This window comes from Jiangella alba, from assembly GCF_900106035.1.
Classification (GTDB): domain Bacteria; phylum Actinomycetota; class Actinomycetes; order Jiangellales; family Jiangellaceae; genus Jiangella; species Jiangella alba.
Map to the genome: position 1 here is coordinate 323,054 of NZ_FNUC01000002.1, position 20,397 is coordinate 343,450.

Here is a 20,397-nt window from a genome sequence, read left to right on the forward strand (position 1 = left end):
TTGGAGCCCGCTACAGGCGGGCGACGGACACGGCGGTGGGCGAGAGCACGCCGACGACCGTGACCGCGGCCCCGGTCTCGATCGTCTCGACGGCTCGGGCGTTCAGGCGGGTGAGATGGCCGCCGACGCTGACGTTGACCACCCCGAAGCCCGCCTCGGGAATGGTCGAGACCACGACGCCGTCGTAGCCGACGATGTCGGACGTACGCGGCGTCTGGTCGGTGGCGCCGTTCTTGAGCAGCCGGGTGAGCCAGGCGGTGAGCCCGGCGACGAGCACACCGGCGACCACGCCGAGCCCGAGCGTCGCCGGGGTGCCGAGGTCGGCGGACTGCGCCAGCGACGCGCAGAACCCGAACGCGGACACGAACGCGGCCGCGGCGGCGCTGGAGAACCAGTCGCCGCCGACGTGGAGGACTCCGTCGAGGAACTCGCCGGCCAGTAGTGACACCAGCAGGAAGGCGAGCCCGGCGAAGCCCAGGACGAGATAGATCGTCACCCGTTGATCCCCCTACCGGCCGCGCGGACGGCCCGATGGTAGCGGGTGCCGCTCGCGGGCACGACGACGGTACTAGCATGCGGATGACGGGCCACTCAACGTTTCCGGCAGCGATGCCCTAATGTTTCGTCTGGGTCACCACGACGGGGTGGACGACCGTTTCTTGTACGCCCCTGAACCGTGAGGAGTACCTCCTGATGACCGTTCGTGTAGGCATCAACGGCTTCGGCCGCATCGGGCGCAACTTCGCTCGCGCGGTGTTCGCGCAGGGCGGCGGCGACATCGAGATCGTCGGCGCCAACGACCTCACCGACACCAAGACCCTCGCTCACCTGCTGAAGTACGACTCCATCCTCGGCACGCTCGCCGACGTCAGCCACGAGGGCGACACCATCACCGCCGGCGGCCAGTCGTTCAAGGTGCTCAGCGAGCGCGACCCCGCGCAGCTGCCCTGGAAGGAGCTCGGCGCCGACATCGTGCTCGAGTCCACCGGGTTCTTCACCGACGCCACCAAGGCGAAGGCGCACATCGACGGCGGCGCGCAGAAGGTCATCATCTCCGCCCCGGCGAAGAACGAGGACGTCACGCTGGTCCTGGGCGCCAACGAGGACACCTACGACCCCGCCGCGCACTCCATCATCTCCAACGCGTCGTGCACCACGAACTGCCTCGCGCCGCTGGCGAAGGTCATCAACGACGCGTTCGGCATCGAGCGCGGCCTCATGACGACGGTGCACGCCTACACCGCCGACCAGAACCTGCAGGACGGCCCGCACAAGGACCTCCGCCGGGCCCGCGCCGCCGCGCTGAACATCGTCCCCACCAGCACCGGTGCGGCCAAGGCCATCGGCCTGGTGCTGCCGGAGCTGAAGGGCAAGCTCGACGGCTTCGCGCTGCGGGTGCCGACGCCCACCGGCTCGGCCACCGACCTCACCGTCACGCTGTCGCGCGAGGTCACCGTCGACGAGGTGAACGCCGCGTACAAGGCGGCCGCCGAGGGCCCGCTGGCCGGGTACCTGCGCTACACCGAGGACGAGATCGTCTCGTCCGACATCGTCACCGACCCCGCGTCGTGCATCTTCGACTCCGGCCTGACCCGCGTCATCGGCGACCAGGTCAAGGTCGTGGGCTGGTACGACAACGAGTGGGGCTACTCCAACCGGCTGGTGGACCTCGTCCGCTTCGTCGGCGCCTCGCTCTGAGCGTGATGAGGGGAATCGACGAGCTGGGGGACCTGCGCGGTCAGCGGGTCCTCCTCCGCTCCGACCTCAACGTGCCGGTAGAAGGGGTTGCCGGGGCGTCCGTGATCACTGACGACGGCCGGGTGCGCGCGTCGGTGCCGACCATCCAGAAGCTGCGCGAGGCCGGCGCCCGGGTCGTCGTCATGGCGCACCTGGGCCGGCCGAAGGGCACGCCCGACGCGCAGTACTCGCTCGCGCCGGTGGCGAAGCGGCTGGGTGAGCTGCTCGGCACCGAGGTCGCGTTCGCCACCGACACCGTCGGCGAGAGCGCGCGGAAGACCGTCGCGGCACTGGCCGACGGCGAGGTGGCGCTGCTCGAGAACCTGCGCTTCGACGCCCGCGAGACCAGCAAGGACGACGCCGAGCGCGGCGCCTTCGCGGCCGAGCTGGCCGAGCTGGGCGACGTGTTCGTGTCCGACGGCTTCGGCGTCGTGCACCGCAAGCAGGCCAGCGTCTACGATCTCGCCCAGGCGCTGCCGCACGCGGCCGGCCTGCTGGTCCAGGCCGAGGTGCAGGCGTTCGCGAAGGTCCTCGTCGACCCCGAGCGCCCGTACGTCGTCGTGCTCGGCGGCTCGAAGGTCTCCGACAAGCTGGGCGTCATCGACAACCTGCTCGAGAAGGTCGACCGCCTGCTCATCGGCGGCGGCATGGCGTTCACGTTCCTCAAGGCCCAGGGCTACGAGGTGGGCGGCTCGCTGCTCGAGGACGACCAGCTCGGCACCGTCCGCGAGTACCTGGCGCGGGCGCAGGAGCGCGGCGTCGAACTGGTGCTGCCGGTCGACGTCGTCGTCGCGGCCGACATCAGCGCCGACGCCGCCACGTCCGTGGTGCCCGCGTCGGCCATCCCGGCCGACCAGAAGGGCCTCGACATCGGCCCGGCCACCATCGAGCTGTTCCGCGGCAAGCTGGCCGACGCGAAGACGGTGGTCTGGAACGGCCCCATGGGCGTGTTCGAGCTGACCCCGTTCGCCGAGGGCACTCGCCAGGTCGCCGTCGCGGTCTCCGAGGTCACCGGCACCAGCGTCGTCGGCGGCGGCGACTCCGCGGCCGCCGTGCGGCAGCTCGGCCTCGACGAGGGCGCGTTCACGCACATCTCGACCGGCGGCGGCGCCTCGCTCGAGCTGCTCGAGGGCAAGGAACTGCCCGGCCTCACCGTCTTGGAGTCCTGATGGCGACGAAGACCCGCCGGCCGCTCATGGCCGGCAACTGGAAGATGAACCTCAACCACCTCGAGGCCATCGCGCTGGTGCAGAAGCTCGCCTTCTCGCTCAACGACGACGACCTCGAGAAGGTCGAGGTGGCGGTGCTGCCGCCGTTCACCGACCTGCGGTCGGTGCAGACGCTGATCGACGCCGATCGCTACAACATCGCCTACGGCGCGCAGGACCTCTCCCAGCACGCCTCCGGCGCCTACACCGGCGACATCTCCGGCGCCATGCTGGCGAAGCTGGGCTGCACGTACGTCACCGTCGGCCACTCCGAGCGGCGCGAGTACCACGGCGAGACCGACCAGCTGGTGGCGGCGAAGATCAAGGCGGCCTACCAGCACGAGCTGACGCCCATCCTGTGCGTCGGCGAGCCGCTGGAGGTCCGTCAGGAGGGCCGGCACGTCGAGCACACGCTGGCGCAGCTCGACGGCGCGCTCGAGGGCCTGGGCGCGGAGCAGGCGGCGACCATCGTCGTCGCGTACGAGCCCGTGTGGGCCATCGGCACCGGCGAGGTCGCCACGCCCGACGACGCGCAGGAACTGGCGGCGGCCATCCGCGAGCGGCTGGCGAAGCTGTACAGCGCCGAGCTCGCGGCGGGCGTCCGCATCCTCTACGGCGGCTCGGTGAAGGCGGCGAACGTCAAGCCGATCATGGAGCAGCCCGACGTCGACGGCGCGCTGGTCGGCGGCGCGAGCATCAACGCCGACGAGTTCGCGCTGATCGCCCGGTATCACCGCAACCCCTGAGCAGGACCGTCGTGTCCCCGTCGTCCGGCCCGTCGCATCGGCCGGGGGCGGGGACATGATCATTCACAGCGACCAGGTACCATTCGGCACGACGGGCCCGAACGCGTAGTCTTGGACCGTGCGCCCGGCGCTCGCCGGCCCCCGCCGATCCGGAAGGACGAAGGCACACCACCGTGGAACTGGCATTCTCGATTCTGCTGGTCGCGACCAGCGCGTTGCTGATCCTGCTGGTGCTCATGCACAAGGGCAAGGGCGGCGGGCTGTCCGACATGTTCGGTGGCGGCGTGTCCTCCTCGCTGGGCGGGTCCTCGGTGGCCGAGCGCAACCTCGACCGCCTCACCGTCGCGCTCGGCCTGGTCTGGGCCGCTGCCATCATCGCGCTCGGCCTGCTGAACGCCAGCTAGCAACCTCAGGGAGGACGCACGTGGTCGGAGGCAACGCGATCCGTGGCAGCCGGGTGGGCGCCGGCCCCATGGGCGAGGCAGAACGCGGCGATTCCGCACCACGCCGCAAGGTGACGTACTACTGCGAGCACGGGCACGAGAGCTCGCCCAGCTTCGCCGCCGAGGCCGCCATCCCCGAGTCGTGGGACTGCATCCGCTGCGGGCTGCCGGCCAGCCAGGACCGCGAGCACCCGCCGGCCGCGCCGCGCACCGAGCCGTACAAGACGCACCTCGCGTACGTGAAAGAGCGGCGCAGCGACGAAGACGGCGCCGCCATCCTCGAAGAGGCCCTGCAGGCGCTGCGCAAGCGCCGCTCGCTCTAACCCTCGTTCTGCTCCAGGAACGCCCGGGCTGCGCGACGCACGTCGTCGCGCAGCTCACGTGGTTCCAGCACCACCACGTCGCCGGCCAGCCCGAGCAGGTAGGCGCGCGTCTCGTGCGCCGACTCGAACGTCATGGCCACCTCCTGCCAGCCGTCCGCGCCGTCGGTCACGGACTCCATCACGGCGTTGCGGGCCCACCGCAGCCGGCTGGAGGCGTGGCCGCGCACGCGCAGCCGGACCGGGTAGCGGCGCAGCCCGGCGAAGTAGCGCTCGCTGCTGTCGTGCCAGTGCGCGGCGAGGTCGAAGCCGGGCGGACGACGGAACCGCTCGCCCGTGGGCTCCGCGTGGGCGATGCGCCTGACCCGGTAGGTGCGGTAGTCGTCGTCCTTGCGGGCGACGAGGTACCAGGACCGCTTCTTCGCCACCAGCCCCAGCGGCTCGACGTCGACGGCGCCGGGCGCGCTGCCGTAGCGCAGCCGCACCCGGGTGTCGTCCCACACCGCCCGGCGCAGCACCGCCAGCCACGGCGACGGCTCGCGCGCCTCCATCCAGTCGGCGTGGTCGACCAGCACCCGTTCGCGGGCGAGGTCGGCCTGCTCGCGGGCATGCGCCGGCACCGTCGCGAGCAGCTTCGCCTCGGCCGTGCCCGCGGCGGCGTCGAGCCCGAGGTCGGCCAGCACGTGCGCCGTCGACGCGACGAACAGGGCGGCGGTCTCGGCGGGGGAGAGGCCCGTCAGCCGGGTGCGGTAGTCGGCGGCCAGTGACCAGCCGCCGGCCCGGCCGCGGTCGGCGTAGACGGGGAAGCCCGCCGCGCTCAGCGCGTCGAGGTCGCGCTGCACCGTGCGCGTCGACACCTCCAGCCGCCGGGCCAGCTCGCCCGCCGTCAGCCGGCCGTGCGTCTGCAGCAGCAGGACGACCTGGACGAGGCGTTCGGCGCGCATCTGCCTAATATGACAGACGGTGTCCTATTAGGGTCCTACGGTGGTCGGTATGTGGAGTGCCGATCTGCTCGACCAGCTCGAGTTCTACTGGAACGTCCATTTCCGGCCGCGGCTGGGCGGCCTGACCGACGACGAGTACCTCTGGGAACCGGCGGCGGGCGCGTGGAGCCTGCGGCCCGGCCCGGGCGGCGCGCTGGACCTCGAGTCCGTCCAGCCCGAGCCGCCGCTGCCGCCCGTCACGACCATCGCCTGGCGCGCCATGCACGTCGGCCGCGACGTGCTCGGCAAGCGGGCGCGGGCGTTCTTCGACCCCGGCGCCGCCGACGCCGACATGTACTCCGCGCTGCACTGGCCGGCGCCGCTGCCGGGGACCGCGGACGGGGCGCTGGCGCTGCTGGACGAGGCGTACGAGCTGTGGCGGTCCGGGGTCGCGGCCCTGGACGACGAGACGATGCTGCGGCCGCTGGGGCCGCGCGGCGGGCCGTACGCGGACGACTCGATGGCCAAGCTCGTGCTGCACGTGAACCGGGAGGTCATGGCGCACGGCGCGGAGATCTGCCTGCTGCGCGACCTGTACCGGGCGCGCGCGGACCAGCGCGACCCCGTCGTCGCCGCGGCCCTGCGGGGCGACGCGGGCGCCGTGGCGGCTGCGCTGGGGGACGGTGCCGGCGACGGCGCCAGCGCCGTCGTCGTCCGGCCGTCGCTGGCCGCCGAGGCCGCGGGGCTGCACCACTGGGACGTGGTGCGGGTGCTGGCCGCGGCGGGCGCGCCGGTGGACGGTGCGCTGCACTACGCGGCCGGCGCGGGCGCGCTGGACGTGGTGAAGCTGCTGGTGGAGCGTGGCGCGGACGTGTCGGAGCAGGACGACCGGCATCAGCTGGACCCGGCCGGCTGGGCCGACTTCTTCCACCACCCCGACGTCGCGGCCTACCTCCGCGGCTGACCGCTCAGCGAGCCCGCGCCGCGGAGACGGCGGGCTTCGGCGGCTTGGCGTCGAACGAGTAGCGGCGCTTGCTCTCGCGCTCCAGCAACCCGGCGTCGGCCAGCCGCTTGAGCACGACCGGGCACACCTTGCACCGCGGCCGGTCGCGGCAGCACGTCTTCTTCGCCTTCATCGACGCCACGCGGGGAAGGATAGGCAACCCTTTCCCGGTCTGTCATATCTGTCCCGATGTAGGGCGATATCGGGGAACCGGTTTGGGGCGAAGTGCCGCGGCGGGGCGCTGATCCTCCGGGGTGAGGCGGAGCTCTTTCCGGCGGGTTGACGCGCGTGCCAACTGTTGGCGTTCTGGTCAACCCGCCGGATCGCAGACCGGTCCGAGGTAAAGCGCCGCGGCGGGGCGCTGATCCTCCGGGGTGAGGCGGAGCTCTTTCCGGCGGGTTGACGCGCGTGCCAACTGTTGGCGTTCTCGTCAACCCCGCCGGATCGGAGGTCCGGTCCGAGGCGAAGCGGATCGGAGACCGGTCCGCGGCGAAGCGCCGCGGCGGGGCACCGGTCCTCCGGGGAGCGGCCGAGCCCGATCCGGCGGGTTGACGTACGTGCCAACTGTTGGCGTTCTGGTCAACCCGCTGGATCGCAGACCGGTCCGAAGAGGGCGCGGCGCCTACGGCGAGGCGCCTACGGCGAGGCGGGACGGCCGAGGCCGGGTGGGAGCTCGGCCGCCGCGGCGCGGTCCAGCAGCCACCGCGTCGCCCGCTGGCCCTGGGCGCCGGCCGCCGGGATCTGGACCGGCCCGGACCCGCCCAGCGCCAGCCGCACCGCCGGCGCCTTGTCCGCGCCCGCCACCACGAGCCACACCTCGTCCGCCGATCGGATGACCGGCAGGCTGAGGCTGACCCGCTCCGGCGGCGGCTTCGGCGCGCCGCGGACGCCGACCACGGGACGGTCGTCGTGCAGGGCGGGGTGCTCCGGGAACAGCGACGCGACGTGGCCGTCGGGCCCGACGCCGAGCAGCAGGACGTCGAACGCCGGGGCGCCCACGTGCAGCCGCTTCTCTGTCTGGCCGGCCAGCACGTCGGCGTACGCGGCCGCCGCGTCCTCCGGCGTCAGGTCACCCGACGCCGGCGGCATCGCGAACACCCGCGCCGGGTCGACCGGCACGTGGTCGAGCAGGGCGGCGCGCGCCTGGGTCTCGTTGCGGTCCGGGTCGCCGGACGGCAGGAACCGCTCGTCGCCCCACCAGATGGACAGCGCGGACCAGTCGACGGCCGAGCAGGCGGGCGACGCGGCGACGGCGCGCAGCGTCGCGATGCCCGCCGTCCCGCCGGTGAGGACGACGGACGCGTCGCCGTGCGTGGCCTGGGCGTCGACCAGGCGAGTGATGAGCCGCGCCGCCACCGCCTGGACGAGCACGTCGGCGTCGCGGTGGATCACGATCGTGGGTGTGGTCATCGCCTGGCCTTCGCCTTGGTCCGGGTGATCTTGCCGGTCTCGTGCAGTTCCTCCAGCCCCTCCTGGATGACCTCGGCGTAGACGTCGTCGGGGTCGAGGCGGCGCAGCTCCTCGGCCAGCGAGTCGCCGGCGCCGCGGCGGGGGAGCGCGACGCGGCGGTCGGCGCGGCCGGGGACGGTCAGCGTCGCCACCTCGTCGTCGGGACGCTCGATGGCGATGGCGCCGGACGGGCGGTCGAGTCGCACGCTCAACACGCCCTCGACGCCGGTCGCCTTTGTCCGTGTGACGGGGACGCGCAGGGTGTGCGCGAGCCACCCGGCCAGCAGGTCGGCGCTCGGGTTGTCCGGGCCGCCGACGACCCTCGCCGCGGTGATCTCCTCGTGCGGCGGCTGGTCCAGCGCCGCCGCGAGCAGCGCGCGCCACAGCGTCAGCCGGGTCCACGAGAGGTCGGTGTCGCCCGGCTGGTACGTCTCGGCCCGCTCCTGCAGCGCCGCGCTCGGCCGCTTGCAGGCCGCGGCGTCGGTGATGCGCCGCTGCGCGAGCCGCCCGACGGGGTCGTCGGCCGGCACCGGGGGAGACTCGGCCGGCCACCACGCGACCACCGGGTTGTCGGGCAGCAGCAGCGGGACGATGACGGACTCGGCGTGCGCGGTGAGCGGCCCGAACAGCCGCAGCACGACCACCTCGCTGGCGCCGGCGTCGCCGCCGACACGGATCTGCGCGTCGAGCCGGGCCGACCCGCGCGACGTGCCCTTGATGACGGCGATGATGCGGCACGGATGCTCGTGGCTGGCCTGGTTCGCCGACTCGATGGCGTCCTCGGCGCCGGCCTCCTCGGTGACGAGGACCAGCGTGAGGACGCGGCCCAGCGCGACCGCGCCGTGCTTCTCGCGCAGCTCGACCAGGCGCTTGCCGACGTCGCCGGCGGTGGTCGACGGGATGTCGATGATCATGGACGCCTCCAGGTGCGGCCGTCGCGGGCCAGCATCTCCTCGGCCGACGCGGGGCCCCAGCCGCCGGGCGGGTACTGCTCGGGCTGCCCCGGACTCGCCGCCCAGAACTCCTCGATGGGGTCGAGGATCTGCCAGGACAGCTCGACCTCCTCGTGCCGCGGGAACAGCGGCGGGTCGCCCAGCAGGACGTCGAGGATCAGCCGCTCGTACGCCTCGGGGCTCTCTTCGGTGAACGAGCCGCCGTAGCCGAAGTCCATGGTGACGTCGCGCACCTCCATGGCCGTGCCCGGCACCTTCGAGCCGAACCGGATGGTCACGCCTTCGTCAGGCTGCACCCGGATGACCAGCGCGTTCTGCCCCAGCTCCTCGGTGGCGGTGGACTCGAACGGCAGGTGCGGCGCCCGCTTGAACACGATCGCCACCTCGGTAACCCGGCGCCCGAGCCGCTTGCCGGTGCGCAGGTAGAACGGCACGCCGGCCCAGCGGCGGGTGTCGATGTCGAGACGGACGGCGGCGAAGGTCTCGGTCGTGGACTCGGGCGGGATGCCGTCCTCCTCGAGGAAGCCCTTCACCTTCTGCCCGCCGGCCCAGCCCGCCGCGTACTGCCCGCGGGCGGTGTGCTCGCCCAGGTCCGGGGGCAGCCGCACCGCGGACAGCACCTTCTCCTTCTCCGCCCGGAGGTCCGACGCGTTGAACGAGACCGGCTCCTCCATGGCCACCAGCGCCAGCAGCTGCAGCAGGTGGTTCTGGATGACGTCGCGGGCCGCGCCGATGCCGTCGTAGTAGCCGGCCCGGCTCTCGATGCCGATGTCCTCGGCCATCGTGATCTGCACGTGGTCGACGAAGTGGGCGTTCCAGATCGGCTCGAACAGCTGGTTGGCGAAGCGCAGCGCCAGGATGTTCTGGACCGTCTCCTTGCCCAGGTAGTGGTCGATGCGGAAGATCGAGTCGGGCGGGAAGATGCTCTCGACCGTCGCGTTGAGCTGCCGGGCGCTGGCGAGGTCGTGGCCGAACGGCTTCTCGATGATCACCCGGCGCCACTGCTCCGGGCCGTCCGGGTGGGCCAGCCCGGAGCGGTCCAGCTGCTTGCAGACGATGTCGAAGAACGACGGCGGGATGGACAGGTAGAACGCGTGGTTACCGCCGGTGCCCTGCTGTTCGTCCAGCTCGCGGACCGTCTCGGCCAGCCGGTCGAACGCGTCGTCGTCGGAGAAGTCGCCCGGGACGAACCGGAACCCCTGCGCGAGCTGCCGCCAGGTCGCCTCCCGGAACGGCGTGCGCGCGTGCTGCTTGACGGCGTCGTGCACGATCTTGCCGAAGTCCTGCGTGGCCCAGTCGCGCCGGGCGAACCCGACCAGCGAGAAGCCGGGCGGCAGCAGGCCGCGGTTGGCGAGGTCGTACACCGCCGGCATCAGCTTCTTGCGCGCGAGGTCGCCGGTGACCCCGAAGATCACCAGGCCGGACGGGCCGGCGATGCGTGGCAGCCGCTTGTCGCGTTTGTCGCGCAGCGGGTTCTGGTAGTTCACCGCAGAACGTCCCTCAGAGTCTCGATGCCTGCCTTGCGGTCGGTCAGGTGCAGCCGGAGCACCGGGCGGTCGTGGTCGGCCAGCACCTGGGCGTCGCCGGCCGCCTGCGCGGCGATCAGCTGCCCGAACGTGAACGGCCGGTCCGGGATCGCGAGGTCGTCCGCTGGCGCGCCGGTGACCTGCAGGTACACGCCCTGAGCCGGCCCGCCCTTGTGGTACTGGCCGGTGGAGTGCAGGAACCGCGGGCCCCACCCGAACGTGACGGGCCGCTCGGTGCGCCGCTCCAGCGGCACGCGGACGGCGGCCAGCCCGGCGTCGTCGCCCTCGCGGTCGAGGTAGGCCATGACGGCGAGGTAGCCGTCCGGCGCCAGCCGGCCGAGCAGCGCGTCGACGGCGCCGCTCAGCGTCGTCACCCCGTCGAGCAGCCCGGCCGAGCCGCGGACCTCGACGACGCCGTCGGTGAAGGCGGGCGCCTCGGGCTCCGGCGTGGCGTCGAGCAGGCCGCGGGCGGCTTTCTTCGCGCTCTCGACGTCGGGCTGGTCGAACGGGTTGATGCCCAGCAGCTTGCCGGCGACGGCCGTCGCGTACTCCCAGAGCAGGAACTGCGCGCCCAGCTCACCGGTGACGACGACGCCCTTGGCCGGCGGCTGCGCGGGCTCGCCGACGACGGCCGGGAGGACGTCGGCGGCGGGGTGCGCGACCTCGGGGTCGTCGACGCTGCCGCTGGCGACCGGCAGGACGCCGGTGCCGAGCTTGCCGGTGGACTCGGCGATGAGCTGCTCGGCCCAGTCGGCGAACCCGACGATGCCGGAGCCGGCGTCTGCGATGGCGACCTTGTCGCGGCCGTTGCCCTTGCCGCCGGCGAGCGCGGCGCCCAGCCGCAGCGCCGGGTTGTCGGTGACGTCGCCGGCCAGCCGCTCGGCGGCGGCCGCGGCCTCGTCCAGCAGCGCGGCGATGTCGGCGCCGGCCAGCCCGCTCGGGACCAGCCCGAACGCCGTCAGCGCGGAGTAGCGGCCGCCGACGTTCGGATCGGCGAGGAACACCCGCCGGTAACCGCCGGCCTCGGCCAGCTCGGCCAGCCCCGACCCGGGGTCGGTGACGGCGACGATGCGGCTGGCGGAATCGATGCCGGCCGCCTCGAACGCGGCCGCGAAGACCCGCCGCTGGCTGTCGGTCTCGACCGTCGAGCCGGACTTGCTCGACACCACGATGACCGTGCGGTCGAGGCGGTCGGCCAGCGCCCGGGCCACCGAGCCCGGGTCGGTCGTGTCGAGGACGGTGAGCTCGACGCCCGCCGTGCGGGTGATGACCTCCGGCGCCAGCGACGAGCCGCCCATGCCGGCCAGCACGATGCGGTCGAGGCCCTCGGCCCGCAGCTCGGCCGACAGTGCCTCGATCTCGGCCAGCAGCGGCCGCGACGTCTCGTGCAGGTCGGTCCAGCCCAGCCGGATGGACGCCTCGGCCTCGGCGTCGGGGCCCCACAGCGTGGCGTCCTTCGCCGCGATGCGCGACGCGACCTTCTCGCCGACCAGGCCCTCGACGACGGCGTCGGCGTCGACGCCGTACGTGGTGACGGTCAGTGCGGTCACTTGGCGGCCTCCAGCTTGGCGTTGACGGACTCGAGCAGGTCGTTCCAGCTGGTCTCGAACTTCTCGACGCCCTCGCGCTCGAGCACCTCGCTGACGTCGTCGAGGTCGACGCCGGCCGCGCGGACCGCGGCGAGCGTGTTCCACGCGTTCTCGCGGTGGGGCCGGATGGTGTCGCCGGTGATGTCGCCGTGGTCGGCGACCGCCTCGATGGTCGCCTCGGGCATGGTGTTCACGGTGTCGGGCGCGACCAGCTGGGTGACGTACATGGTGTCGTCGTAGTCGGGGTTCTTCGTCGACGTCGACGCCCACAACGGCCGCTGCCGCTGCGCGCCGGCCGCCTCGAGCCGCTGCCAGCGCTCCGCCGCGACGACGTCCTCGTAGGCGGCGTAGGCCAGCCGGGCGTTGGCGACGGCGGACTGCCCGCGCAGCGCCAGCGCGTCGCCGGTGCCGATGGCGTCCAGCCGCTTGTCGATCTCGGAGTCGACCCGGCTCACGAAGAAGGACGCGACCGAGGCGATGCCGTCGAGCGACTGACCGGCGGCGACCCGCTGCTCGAGTCCCGCCTGGTAGGCGTCCATGACCTCACGGTAGCGGTCGATGGAGAAGATCAGGGTGACGTTCACGCTGATGCCCGCCGCGATGCCCGCGGTGATGGCCGGGAGGCCGGCCTTCGTCGCGGGGATCTTCACGTAGATGTTCGGCCGGTCGACCTCGGCCCACAGCTCCTTCGCCTGAGCGATGGTGCCGTCGGTGTCGTGCGCCAGCCGCGGGTCGACCTCGATGGACACCCGGCCGTCGCCGTTCGTGCTGCGCGCGGCGACCGGCGCGAACAGGTCGGCGGCGGCGCGGACGTCGTCGGTGGTGAGGTCGCGCACGGCGGCGTCGGCGTCGGAGCCCTGGCCGGCGTGGCGGCGCAGGTCGTCGTCGTACAGGCTGCTCTTGGTGATGGCGGCCTGGAAGATCGACGGGTTCGTGGTGACGCCGACGACGTGCTTGGTGTCGATCAGCGACTGCAGGTTCCCGGTGGTCAGGCGGTCGCGGGACAGGTCGTCGAGCCAGATGGCGACGCCCTCGGCGGAGAGCCGGCCGAGCGGATCGTTGGTGTTCATGATGTCCCTCTCAGGCGTTGGAGATGGAATCACGGGCCGCGGCCACCACGGCGTCCACCGTGATGCCGAACTCGCGGTACAGGGTCTGGTAGTCGGCCGAGGCGCCGAAGTGCTCGAGGCTGACCGCGCGCCCGGCGTCGCCGAGGTAGCGGTGCCAGCTCATGGCGATGCCCGCCTCGACGGAGACGCGCGCCTTGACGGCGGCCGGGAGGACCGACTCGCGGTACTCGGCGTCCTGCTCCTCGAACCACTCCTGCGACGGCATGGAGACGACCCGGGCGGCGACGCCGTCGGCCTGCAGCCGCTCGCGCGCCTCGACGGCCAGCTGCAGCTCGGAGCCGGTGCCGATGAGGATGACCTGCGGCACCCCGCCGTCGGCCTCGGCGAAGACGTAAGCGCCGCGGGCCGTGCCCTCGGCGTCGCCGTAGACACTGCGGTCGAACGTGGGCACGTTCTGCCTGGTCAGCGCGAGACCGGCCGGGTGCTGCCGCTCGAGGATCGTCCGCCACGCGACGGCCGTCTCGTTCGCGTCGGCCGGACGGACGACGTCCAGGCCGGGGATCGCGCGCAGCGCCGACAGGTGCTCGACCGGCTGGTGCGTCGGGCCGTCCTCGCCGAGGCCGATGGAGTCGTGCGTCCACACGAACGTCACCGGCAGCTGCTGGATCGCGGCCAGCCGGACCGCGGCCCGCTGGTAGTCGCTGAACACCAGGAACGTCGCCGCGTACGGGCGGGTGAGGCCGTTCAGCGCGATGCCGTTGACGATCAGGCCGGAGGCGAACTCACGGACGCCGAAGTGCAGCGTGCGGCCGTAGGGGTCGCCGGGGAACATCTTCGACGAGCGCTTCTCGGGCAGGAAGCTCGGCTCGCCCTCGATGGTCGTGTTGTTCGAGCCGGCGAGGTCGGCCGAGCCGCCCCACAGCTCGGGCAGCACCGGCGCGACCGCGTTGATGACCTTGCCCGACGCGGCCCGGGTGGCGATGCCCTTCTCCGAGGCCTCGAAGCTCGGCAGGCTGTCGGTCCAGCCGTCGGGCAGCTTGCGCTCGTTCAGGCGGTCGAGCAGGGCGGCGCGGTCGGGGTTCGCGGACCGCCAGGCGGCGTAGCGCTCGTCCCACTCGGTGCGGGCCTGCTTGCCGCGGGCGCCGACCTCGCGCGCGTGGGCCAGCACGTCGCCGGCGACGTCGAAGCTCTGGTCCGGGTCGGCGCCCAGCACCCGCTTCGTGGCCGCGACCTCGTCGGCGCCCAGCGCGGAGCCGTGGATGGCGCCGGTGTTCTGCTTGTTCGGCGCCGGCCAGCCGATGATCGTCCGGACCGCGATGAACGACGGGCGGTCGGTGACGGCCTTCGCGTTCTGCAGCGCCTCGTAGATGGCCTGCGGGTTCTCCTGGTACTCGCCGCCGGCGGTGAAGTCGACCACCTGGGTGTGCCAGCCGTACGCCTCGTAGCGGGCGACGGTGTCCTCGGTGAAGGCGATGTTGGTGTCGTCCTCGATGGAGATGTGGTTGTCGTCCCACAGCACCACGAGGTTGCCCAGCTCCTGCGTGCCCGCCAGCGAGCTGGCCTCGCTCGACACGCCCTCCTCGAGGTCGCCGTCGGAGGCGATGACGAACACGTGGTGGTCGAAGACGCTCTCACCCGGCAGCGCGTCGGGGTCGAGCAGGCCGCGGACCCGGCGCTGCGCGAACGCCATGCCGACCGCCGTGCCGAACCCGGACCCGAGCGGGCCCGTCGTCACCTCGACGCCGTTGGTGTGCCGGTACTCCGGGTGCCCCGGCGTGGCCGAACCCCAGGTGCGGAACGCCTTGAGGTCGTCCAGCGAGACGTCGTAGCCGGACAGGTACAGCTGGATGTACTGGGTGAGGCTGCTGTGCCCGGCCGACAGGACGAACCGGTCGCGGCCCAGCCAGTGCTGGTCGGACGGGTCGTGACGGAGCACCTTCTGGTAGAGCGTGTAGGCCACCGGGGCCAGGCTCATCGCCGTGCCGGGGTGGCCGTTGCCCACCTTCTCGACGGCATCCATGGCCAGCAGCCGCACGGTGTCGACCGCCCGGTCGTCGAGCTCCGTCCACTCGAAGTCTGCGCTGTTCTCGGGTGTCGTGTTCACCGGCGTGACGTTCCTCTCAGGCGGATGGGACCCTGCGTCTCTGCTCACGGCGCCGTCGGCGAGACGGCCGTTCCACGGTCGAGCGTATCGACGTCACCCGGACGTGTGCCCGGCCGCTCGGCGGATTGGGCGCACCGTTAGACTCAACAGGCCATGCTGGCGGATGTTCCCACCCCCGCCTGTCGCTTCGACCACACGAAGGTGAACGTTGACGTCCGTCGAGCCGAGCCCTGCGGCGACCCGGCGCGCACCGGCGCCGCCTGGGCGGTTGGGACGGCTGGGAGCCGTCGTCGGCGCGTACGCGTCGCTCATGAAGCTGCGCGTCGTCGAGCTGCTGCTCATCACGACGCTGCCGGCCATGGTGCTGGCCGAGCGCGGACTGCCGTCGCTGGGACTGGCGCTCGCCACGCTGATCGCCGGAACGCTGGCCGGCGGTAGCGCGCACGCGTTCAACCAGGTGCTCGAGCGCGACATCGACGCCGTCATGCACCGCACCCGGCGCCGGCCGCTCGCGCGCGCCGTCGTCTCGCCGTACCGCGCCTTCGCGTTCGCGTCGCTGCTGCTGGTCGCGTCCGTCGCCATCATGCTGGCGTGGGTCAACGCGCTGGCCGCCGCGCTGACCATCGCGGCCAACCTGTTCTACGTCCTCGTCTACACCATGCTGCTGAAGCGGCGGACGTCGCAGAACATCGTGTGGGGCGGGGTGGCCGGCTGCGTGCCGACGCTGATCGGCTGGGCCGCCGTCACCGGGTCGCTCGACTGGCCGCCGGTCCTGCTGTTCCTCGTCGTCTTCTTCTGGACGCCGCCGCACTACTGGCCGCTGGCCATGCGCTACCGCGACGACTACGCGCGGGCCGGCGTGCCCATGCTGCCGGTGGTCGCGCCGGCGCGCACGGTGGCGCTGCAGATCCTGCTCTACTCGTGGGCCATGGTCGCCACCACGTTCGTGCTGTGGCCGGTCGCGTCGCTCGGCTGGATCTTCGGGGTGGCGTCCGTGCTGACCGGCGTCTGGTTCCTCGTCGAGGCGCACCGCCTGTACGCCCGCGCGAAGCGGACGCCCGACGGCGCCGGCCTCACCGCCATGCGGCTCTTCCACGGCTCCATCACCTACCTCACCGTCGTGTTCGTCGCGGTGATGGCTGACGTCCTGATCCTCGGCTGACCAGCGGTACTTGACTCTCCAGTTGCTGGAGACACCACGGTGGTCCCTGTGAACGACGACGACGCCTTCCTGAGCATCGGCGACCTGGCCAGGCGCACCGGACTCCCGGTGAAGACGATCAGGTACTACGCCGACATCGGGCTGGTGCCGCCGACCGACCGATCCCCGGCGGGCTACCGCCGCTACGACGCCGTCGCGCTGGCCCGGCTGGATCTCGTCCGCACGCTCCGCGAGCTCGGCGTCGACCTCGCGACCGTCCGGCAGGTCCTCGACCGGACGCTGTCGCTGGCCGACATGGCGACGGCGCACGCCGCCGCCCTGGACGCGCAGATCCGGCTGCTCCGGACCCGCCGTTCGGTGCTGCGAGCGGTGGCCGCGCTGGGGATCGATGACCACGAGGAGCTGGATCTCATGAACCGCCTGGCCCACCTGTCCGCCGCCGAACGGCAGCAGATCATCGACGACTACTGGTCGTCGGCCTTCGAGGGCCTGGAGCCCGACCCTTCGTTCGTCGAGCACATGCGATCCGTCCGGGTCGACCTGCCCGACGACCCCACCCCGGCACAGGTCGAGGCCTGGGTCGAGCTGGCCGAGCTGGTGCAGGACCCGTCCTACCGGGCCAGGGTCCGGCAGATGGCCGAGGCCGGCGCCGCTGCCGGCTCGGGTTCGGGTTCGGGTTCGACGGGCTCGGGCTCTGCGTCGTCCGGCTCGGGCTCCGGCTCGCCTGGCGCGGGCTCCGCTCCGTCCGGCTCGGGCGCGGGCTCCGCTCCGTCCGGCTCGGGCGCGGGCTCCGCTCCGTCCGGCCCGTCGCCGGAGGAGATGGCGCTCTACCAGAGCGTGTCCGAGCTCGTGACCCCGCTCCAGTCAGCCGACGTCCCGCCGGTCTCGCCGGAGGGCCGGCTGGTCGCCGACCAGTTGGCGCCCCGCTTCGCCCACGCCCGCGGCGTCGACGACGACGCGGACTTCCGGCGGGAGCTGGGCGAGCAGATCGCCCTCTTCTCCGACCGCCGGGTCGAGCGGTACTGGGAGCTCGTCGGCATCATCAACGGCTGGCCGGCCGCCCAGGTCAGCTCCGGAAGCGTGGCCGCCATGGAGTGGTTCGCTCGGGCGCTGATCGGGTCGGCCACCGAGTAACGGCCCCGCGCGCCGGTTGGGGCGGCGCCTGCGGGTTTCGGTGCTGTCTTCGTCGAGTGGCGGTCCCGTCCCGCCGGCTTCGGCGCTGTCTTCGTCGAGTGGCGGTCGCGCCTGGCGGTTTCGGCGCTGTCCGCGTCGAGTAGCGGTCCCGCCCGCCGACTTCGCCGCCGGCCTTCGCCGAGTACGCGCCCCGCGCTCCGGCGGGGCGGGTGCCCGCGCCTGCTGGGGGCCTGCGCCGGCGGGGCGGGTGCCCGCGCCCGTCGAGCGTTTCGGCCGCGGTCGGGTCCCCTCCCGTCTGGGTGGGTGACCCACCCTACGCGCGGGCGCCGACAACGTCGGCCGAACGGAGCCGCGTCCGGTCCCCGACCTGCCTGGCGCGGCGCGCATGAGAGCATCGTCGCCGTGACGACGCTGCCGTGGCCGCCGGACTGGCGGCGTCCGCCCCTCGGCGGCTGGCTCGGCGTCGTCGTGTTCGGTGCTGTTGCGGCGTTCCTGGTGCTGGCGGCGGCGATCGCGGCCACCGGTCGGCAGTGGGTCGCGGTGGCCGTGATCGGCGGCGTCCTGCTGGTGCTCGCCCCGATCGCCGCCGCCAGCCGGCCCCGTCGCCCCGCGTTCGCCACCGAGGTGTCGCTCGACCTGGACGGGCGCCGGCAGACCGGCGTGCGGTTCCCCGTCCTCCCGACGTCGCCGCTGGTGAGCCTGGCGTTGGCGGTTCTGGGGCTGGCGATCCTCGGGCTCGGGGTCGCGGCGCTCGTCATCGCGGTGGCGGACGGTGACTGGTCGGCGGTGGTGGGCTTCGTCGTGCTGCTGCTCGTCGGGTCGGTGCTGGCGCTCGGCGGGATCGTCGGGCTGATCGCCTCCCGGAGGCGCCTGGGGCTGGACCTCACGCCGTCGCACCTGGTCGTCGGGCTGGGCGGCGATCCCGTCGAGCTGACCTGGGAGCAGGTCGACCGCATCGGCACCACGTCGATCCGCTACGGCTTCGGCCTGGCGCCGGTGCAGAACTGGCTGACGGTGGTGACGCGCGAACCGGTGCACGTCGCTACCGGGCCACCCGGCCGGCGGGCCGGGTCGGCCGGGCGGCGAGTCGGGCCGTCCGGCCGGCGGGCCGCGGCGCTCGGCCGGTTGACGGCCACGGCGCCGGCGAACACGGCCGCCGCGATCCCGGCCCAGCGCCTCGGCGCCGACCCCGTGCTCGTCTATCACGCGCTGCGCTACTACCTGGAGCACGCGGACGCCCGCCCCGAACTCGGGACGGGCGCCGCGCTGCGGCGGCTCGCGGCCGGCGAGCTCGTGCGCTGACCGGCCGGCTCAGAGCGGGTCGATGTCGTCGCGCCGCTCGACGTACTCCCTGGTGCGCGGCCGTTCGACGTACTCCGTGCTGCGGGCGCGCCGCGTCCGCATCGACGCGACCATCATCGACACGACGATGGCCAGCGCACCCACGCCGGTGAGCACCCAGCCGATGACGCTGAGGTCGAAGTCGGCCAGCCGGTCCCTGACGCCGAGGGCCAGGATCAGGCCCAACGCCATCAGAAAGACACCCAGACCGATACTCATATCGGACACCTCCCGAATTGGCAGGAACGCCAGGGCAGGTACCCGGCTGCCCGGTCGCCAAACGGCCGTCGCCGCGGAGCGCGCGCAAGTCCTCGCCGTCGTCCGCTGGTCAGGCCCGGTAGTCGGCCCGTTGCCGAACGGCCGCCGTCGCCGGTTCCGTGGTCGGCCCTCGCCGTCCGCGACCGTCGGCCGCGCCGCATGGCGCTGGCCGCGTCAGGGAGTGGTCGCGGCGGTCAGTTGGTGCGACGGCAGCCAGCGCGTGGCGAGCCAGGCGTCGGTCGCGGCCATGACCATGAGCGCCGCGCCGAGCATGTGCAGCCCGACCAGTAGCTCTGGCAGCTCGAGCCGGTATTGCACCAGTCCGATGACGCCCTGTCCGAGCTCGACGGCGAGCAGCACCGCCGCCGCGCGCGCCGCCCGTCCGGGGGAGCCGACCGCCCGGGCCGTGAAGTACAGGCCGACCGAGATGCCCATGAGCAGCAGCACCGAGTCCGCATGCACCTGCGTCACCACGGCGACGTCGAGGCCGGTGCGCTTGGAGTCGGGGTCGCCGGCGTGCGGGCCGCTGCCGGTGACGACCGCGCCCAGGTAGACGGCGACGGCGGTGACCACCAGCGTCAGCAGCCCGAGCCGTTCCAGCCACGGTTGCCCGACCCGCGCCGGAACCAGGCCATGCGGCCGCTGCGTCCGTCTGACCAGCACTGTTGCGACGCCGACCAGCACAGTCGACACCAGGAAGTGGAACATGACGACCCACGGGTTCAGGTCGGTCCAGACGGTGATGCCGCCGATGACCGCCTGCGCCGGCACGAACCCGAGCAGTACGGCCGACAGCACCAGGAGGTCGCGGCGCGGCCGGTCCGACGTGAGCGTCCGCAACACCGCGACCAGCATCGCGAACGCGACCGCGCCGACCACGAACGTCAGCAGCCGGTTCCCGAACTCGATCGCGCCGTGCAGCCCCATCTCGGGCGTCGCGGCGATGGAGCCCGCCGTGCAGTGCGGCCAGTCGGGGCAGCCGAGCCCGGAGTCGGTGAGCCGGACCGCGCCGCCCGTCACGATGATGCCGGCCTGCGTGACCAGCGACGCGACCGCCAGCCTCCGCAACGCCAGCTCCGACGGGAGCGGCAGCCGCCGCACGAGCCGGGCGGCCCGGCCGGGCGCCGGAGCCGGAGTCGTCGGAAGGGTCGCGGTCACCACGTCATCGTAGGACGCGGTGGCTGGTCGCGATCTCCGGGTCGGCGTGCGGTGCCTCACTGCCGCGGTTCTGTCAAGGGTCGGCGGTTTGCCCGACTCCCGTCAGCGGTAGCCCGGAAGTTAGCCCTACCCGCTCTGTGGCTGCTCTTCGGTTAGCCCGGATTCGGGCAAACGCCCTGGCCGTTCGGGCAAACGCCCTGGCCGTTCGGGCAAACGCCAAAACCGTCGAACGGACCGGATCCGGGCTTAGCGTCCGGGCCATGGCCCCTCGAT

20 protein-coding genes are annotated in these 20,397 nt (G+C 72.9%); 9 read left to right on the top strand and 11 right to left on the bottom strand.

Features of this window, described 5'->3' with window-relative positions:
* Positions 1–10: 10 nt before the first annotated feature.
* Positions 11–496: a hypothetical protein gene (locus tag BLV02_RS02755; RefSeq protein WP_069114132.1), complete on the bottom strand. Its 486-nt coding sequence runs from the start codon at positions 494–496 to the stop codon at positions 11–13.
* Between the two features lie 197 nt (positions 497–693).
* Between BLV02_RS02755 and gap the strand changes: the two genes are divergently transcribed.
* From gap to BLV02_RS02780, 5 genes are all read left to right on the top strand, one after another.
* Positions 694–1,698: a type I glyceraldehyde-3-phosphate dehydrogenase gene (gap, locus tag BLV02_RS02760; RefSeq protein ID WP_069114131.1), complete on the top strand. Its 1,005-nt coding sequence runs from the start codon at positions 694–696 to the stop codon at positions 1,696–1,698.
* Between the two features lie 5 nt (positions 1,699–1,703).
* Positions 1,704–2,906: a phosphoglycerate kinase gene (locus BLV02_RS02765; protein ID WP_069114264.1), complete on the top strand. Its 1,203-nt coding sequence runs from the start codon at positions 1,704–1,706 to the stop codon at positions 2,904–2,906.
* On the top strand, positions 2,906–3,691 hold the full coding sequence (tpiA, locus tag BLV02_RS02770; RefSeq protein ID WP_069114130.1) for a triose-phosphate isomerase: 786 nt from the start codon (positions 2,906–2,908) through the stop codon (positions 3,689–3,691). The genes BLV02_RS02765 and tpiA overlap by 1 nt, the downstream gene beginning before the upstream one ends.
* Positions 3,692–3,864: 173 nt before the next feature.
* Positions 3,865–4,095, top strand: a complete 231-nt coding sequence (secG, locus tag BLV02_RS02775; protein WP_069114129.1) for a preprotein translocase subunit SecG — start codon at positions 3,865–3,867, stop codon at positions 4,093–4,095.
* 20 nt (positions 4,096–4,115) lie between these two features.
* The gene (locus BLV02_RS02780; RefSeq protein WP_069114128.1) at positions 4,116–4,457 is read left to right on the top strand and encodes an RNA polymerase-binding protein RbpA; all 342 of its coding nucleotides are present in this window, start codon (positions 4,116–4,118) and stop codon (positions 4,455–4,457) included.
* Here the strand turns inward: BLV02_RS02780 and BLV02_RS02785 are convergent.
* Positions 4,454–5,398, bottom strand: coding sequence for a helix-turn-helix transcriptional regulator (locus tag BLV02_RS02785; protein WP_069114127.1), 945 nt, complete (start codon positions 5,396–5,398; stop codon positions 4,454–4,456). The two genes, BLV02_RS02780 and BLV02_RS02785, sit on opposite strands and share 4 nt — an antisense overlap.
* Positions 5,399–5,447: 49 nt before the next feature.
* Here BLV02_RS02785 and BLV02_RS36225 point away from each other — a divergent pair, with 49 nt between their 5' ends.
* Positions 5,448–6,341 carry a DinB family protein gene (locus BLV02_RS36225; RefSeq protein WP_069114126.1) on the top strand — a complete coding sequence of 298 codons (894 nt, stop codon included), beginning with the start codon at positions 5,448–5,450 and terminating at the stop codon, positions 6,339–6,341.
* A 4-nt stretch (positions 6,342–6,345) separates the two neighbouring features.
* On the opposite strand, the gene BLV02_RS36230 is transcribed toward BLV02_RS36225, so the two are convergent.
* The 7 genes from BLV02_RS36230 to tkt all read right to left on the bottom strand — a co-directional run bounded on the left by BLV02_RS36230 (position 6,346) and on the right by tkt (position 15,071).
* On the bottom strand, positions 6,346–6,522 hold the full coding sequence (locus BLV02_RS36230) for a hypothetical protein (protein WP_171906852.1): 177 nt from the start codon (positions 6,520–6,522) through the stop codon (positions 6,346–6,348).
* 494 nt (positions 6,523–7,016) lie between these two features.
* Complete coding sequence (gene pgl, locus BLV02_RS02795) at positions 7,017–7,790, bottom strand: 6-phosphogluconolactonase (protein WP_069114125.1); 774 nt, start codon at positions 7,788–7,790, stop codon at positions 7,017–7,019.
* On the bottom strand, positions 7,787–8,743 hold the full coding sequence (gene opcA, locus BLV02_RS02800; RefSeq protein ID WP_069114124.1) for a glucose-6-phosphate dehydrogenase assembly protein OpcA: 957 nt from the start codon (positions 8,741–8,743) through the stop codon (positions 7,787–7,789). Before opcA ends, pgl begins: the two co-directional genes overlap by 4 nt.
* Complete coding sequence (gene zwf, locus BLV02_RS02805) at positions 8,740–10,269, bottom strand: glucose-6-phosphate dehydrogenase (RefSeq protein ID WP_069114123.1); 1,530 nt, start codon at positions 10,267–10,269, stop codon at positions 8,740–8,742. Before zwf ends, opcA begins: the two co-directional genes overlap by 4 nt.
* Complete coding sequence (locus BLV02_RS02810) at positions 10,266–11,858, bottom strand: hypothetical protein (RefSeq protein WP_069114122.1); 1,593 nt, start codon at positions 11,856–11,858, stop codon at positions 10,266–10,268. The genes zwf and BLV02_RS02810 overlap by 4 nt, the downstream gene beginning before the upstream one ends.
* Positions 11,855–12,967, bottom strand: coding sequence for a transaldolase (gene tal, locus BLV02_RS02815; protein ID WP_069114121.1), 1,113 nt, complete (start codon positions 12,965–12,967; stop codon positions 11,855–11,857). Before tal ends, BLV02_RS02810 begins: the two co-directional genes overlap by 4 nt.
* A 10-nt stretch (positions 12,968–12,977) precedes the next feature.
* On the bottom strand, positions 12,978–15,071 hold the full coding sequence (gene tkt, locus BLV02_RS02820; protein ID WP_069114120.1) for a transketolase: 2,094 nt from the start codon (positions 15,069–15,071) through the stop codon (positions 12,978–12,980).
* 208 nt (positions 15,072–15,279) lie between these two features.
* On the opposite strand from tkt, the gene BLV02_RS02825 reads away from it, so the two are divergent.
* The 3 genes from BLV02_RS02825 to BLV02_RS02835 all read left to right on the top strand — a co-directional run bounded on the left by BLV02_RS02825 (position 15,280) and on the right by BLV02_RS02835 (position 18,669).
* A complete protein-coding gene (locus BLV02_RS02825) occupies positions 15,280–16,233 on the top strand; it encodes a heme o synthase (RefSeq protein ID WP_069114119.1) in 954 nt (317 codons plus the stop codon).
* A 48-nt stretch (positions 16,234–16,281) separates the two neighbouring features.
* Positions 16,282–17,367 carry a MerR family transcriptional regulator gene (locus BLV02_RS37015; RefSeq protein WP_069114118.1) on the top strand — a complete coding sequence of 362 codons (1,086 nt, stop codon included), beginning with the start codon at positions 16,282–16,284 and terminating at the stop codon, positions 17,365–17,367.
* Between the two features lie 402 nt (positions 17,368–17,769).
* The gene (locus BLV02_RS02835; RefSeq protein WP_074946092.1) at positions 17,770–18,669 is read left to right on the top strand and encodes a hypothetical protein; all 900 of its coding nucleotides are present in this window, start codon (positions 17,770–17,772) and stop codon (positions 18,667–18,669) included.
* 9 nt (positions 18,670–18,678) lie between these two features.
* Here the strand turns inward: BLV02_RS02835 and BLV02_RS02840 are convergent, their stop codons facing one another.
* Positions 18,679–18,927, bottom strand: coding sequence for a DUF6458 family protein (locus BLV02_RS02840; RefSeq protein ID WP_069114116.1), 249 nt, complete (start codon positions 18,925–18,927; stop codon positions 18,679–18,681).
* Between the two features lie 213 nt (positions 18,928–19,140).
* A complete protein-coding gene (locus BLV02_RS02845) occupies positions 19,141–20,067 on the bottom strand; it encodes a COX15/CtaA family protein (protein WP_069114115.1) in 927 nt (308 codons plus the stop codon).
* Positions 20,068–20,397 lie beyond the last annotated feature (330 nt).

What these genes read in the sequence shown, in the direction of transcription:
- pgl (WP_069114125.1), bottom strand. Translation starts at nt 7,790, where the DNA reads ATGACCACACCCACGATCGTGATCCACCGCGACGCCGACGTGCTCGTC.
- BLV02_RS02765 (WP_069114264.1), top strand. Translation starts at nt 1,704, where the DNA reads ATGAGGGGAATCGACGAGCTGGGGGACCTGCGCGGTCAGCGGGTCCTC.
- opcA (WP_069114124.1), bottom strand. Translation starts at nt 8,743, where the DNA reads ATGATCATCGACATCCCGTCGACCACCGCCGGCGACGTCGGCAAGCGC.
- gap (WP_069114131.1), top strand. Translation starts at nt 694, where the DNA reads ATGACCGTTCGTGTAGGCATCAACGGCTTCGGCCGCATCGGGCGCAAC.
- BLV02_RS02785 (WP_069114127.1), bottom strand. Translation starts at nt 5,398, where the DNA reads ATGCGCGCCGAACGCCTCGTCCAGGTCGTCCTGCTGCTGCAGACGCAC.
- tal (WP_069114121.1), bottom strand. Translation starts at nt 12,967, where the DNA reads ATGAACACCAACGATCCGCTCGGCCGGCTCTCCGCCGAGGGCGTCGCC.
- BLV02_RS02840 (WP_069114116.1), bottom strand. Translation starts at nt 18,927, where the DNA reads ATGAGTATCGGTCTGGGTGTCTTTCTGATGGCGTTGGGCCTGATCCTG.
- tpiA (WP_069114130.1), top strand. Translation starts at nt 2,906, where the DNA reads ATGGCGACGAAGACCCGCCGGCCGCTCATGGCCGGCAACTGGAAGATG.
- BLV02_RS36225 (WP_069114126.1), top strand. Translation starts at nt 5,448, where the DNA reads ATGTGGAGTGCCGATCTGCTCGACCAGCTCGAGTTCTACTGGAACGTC.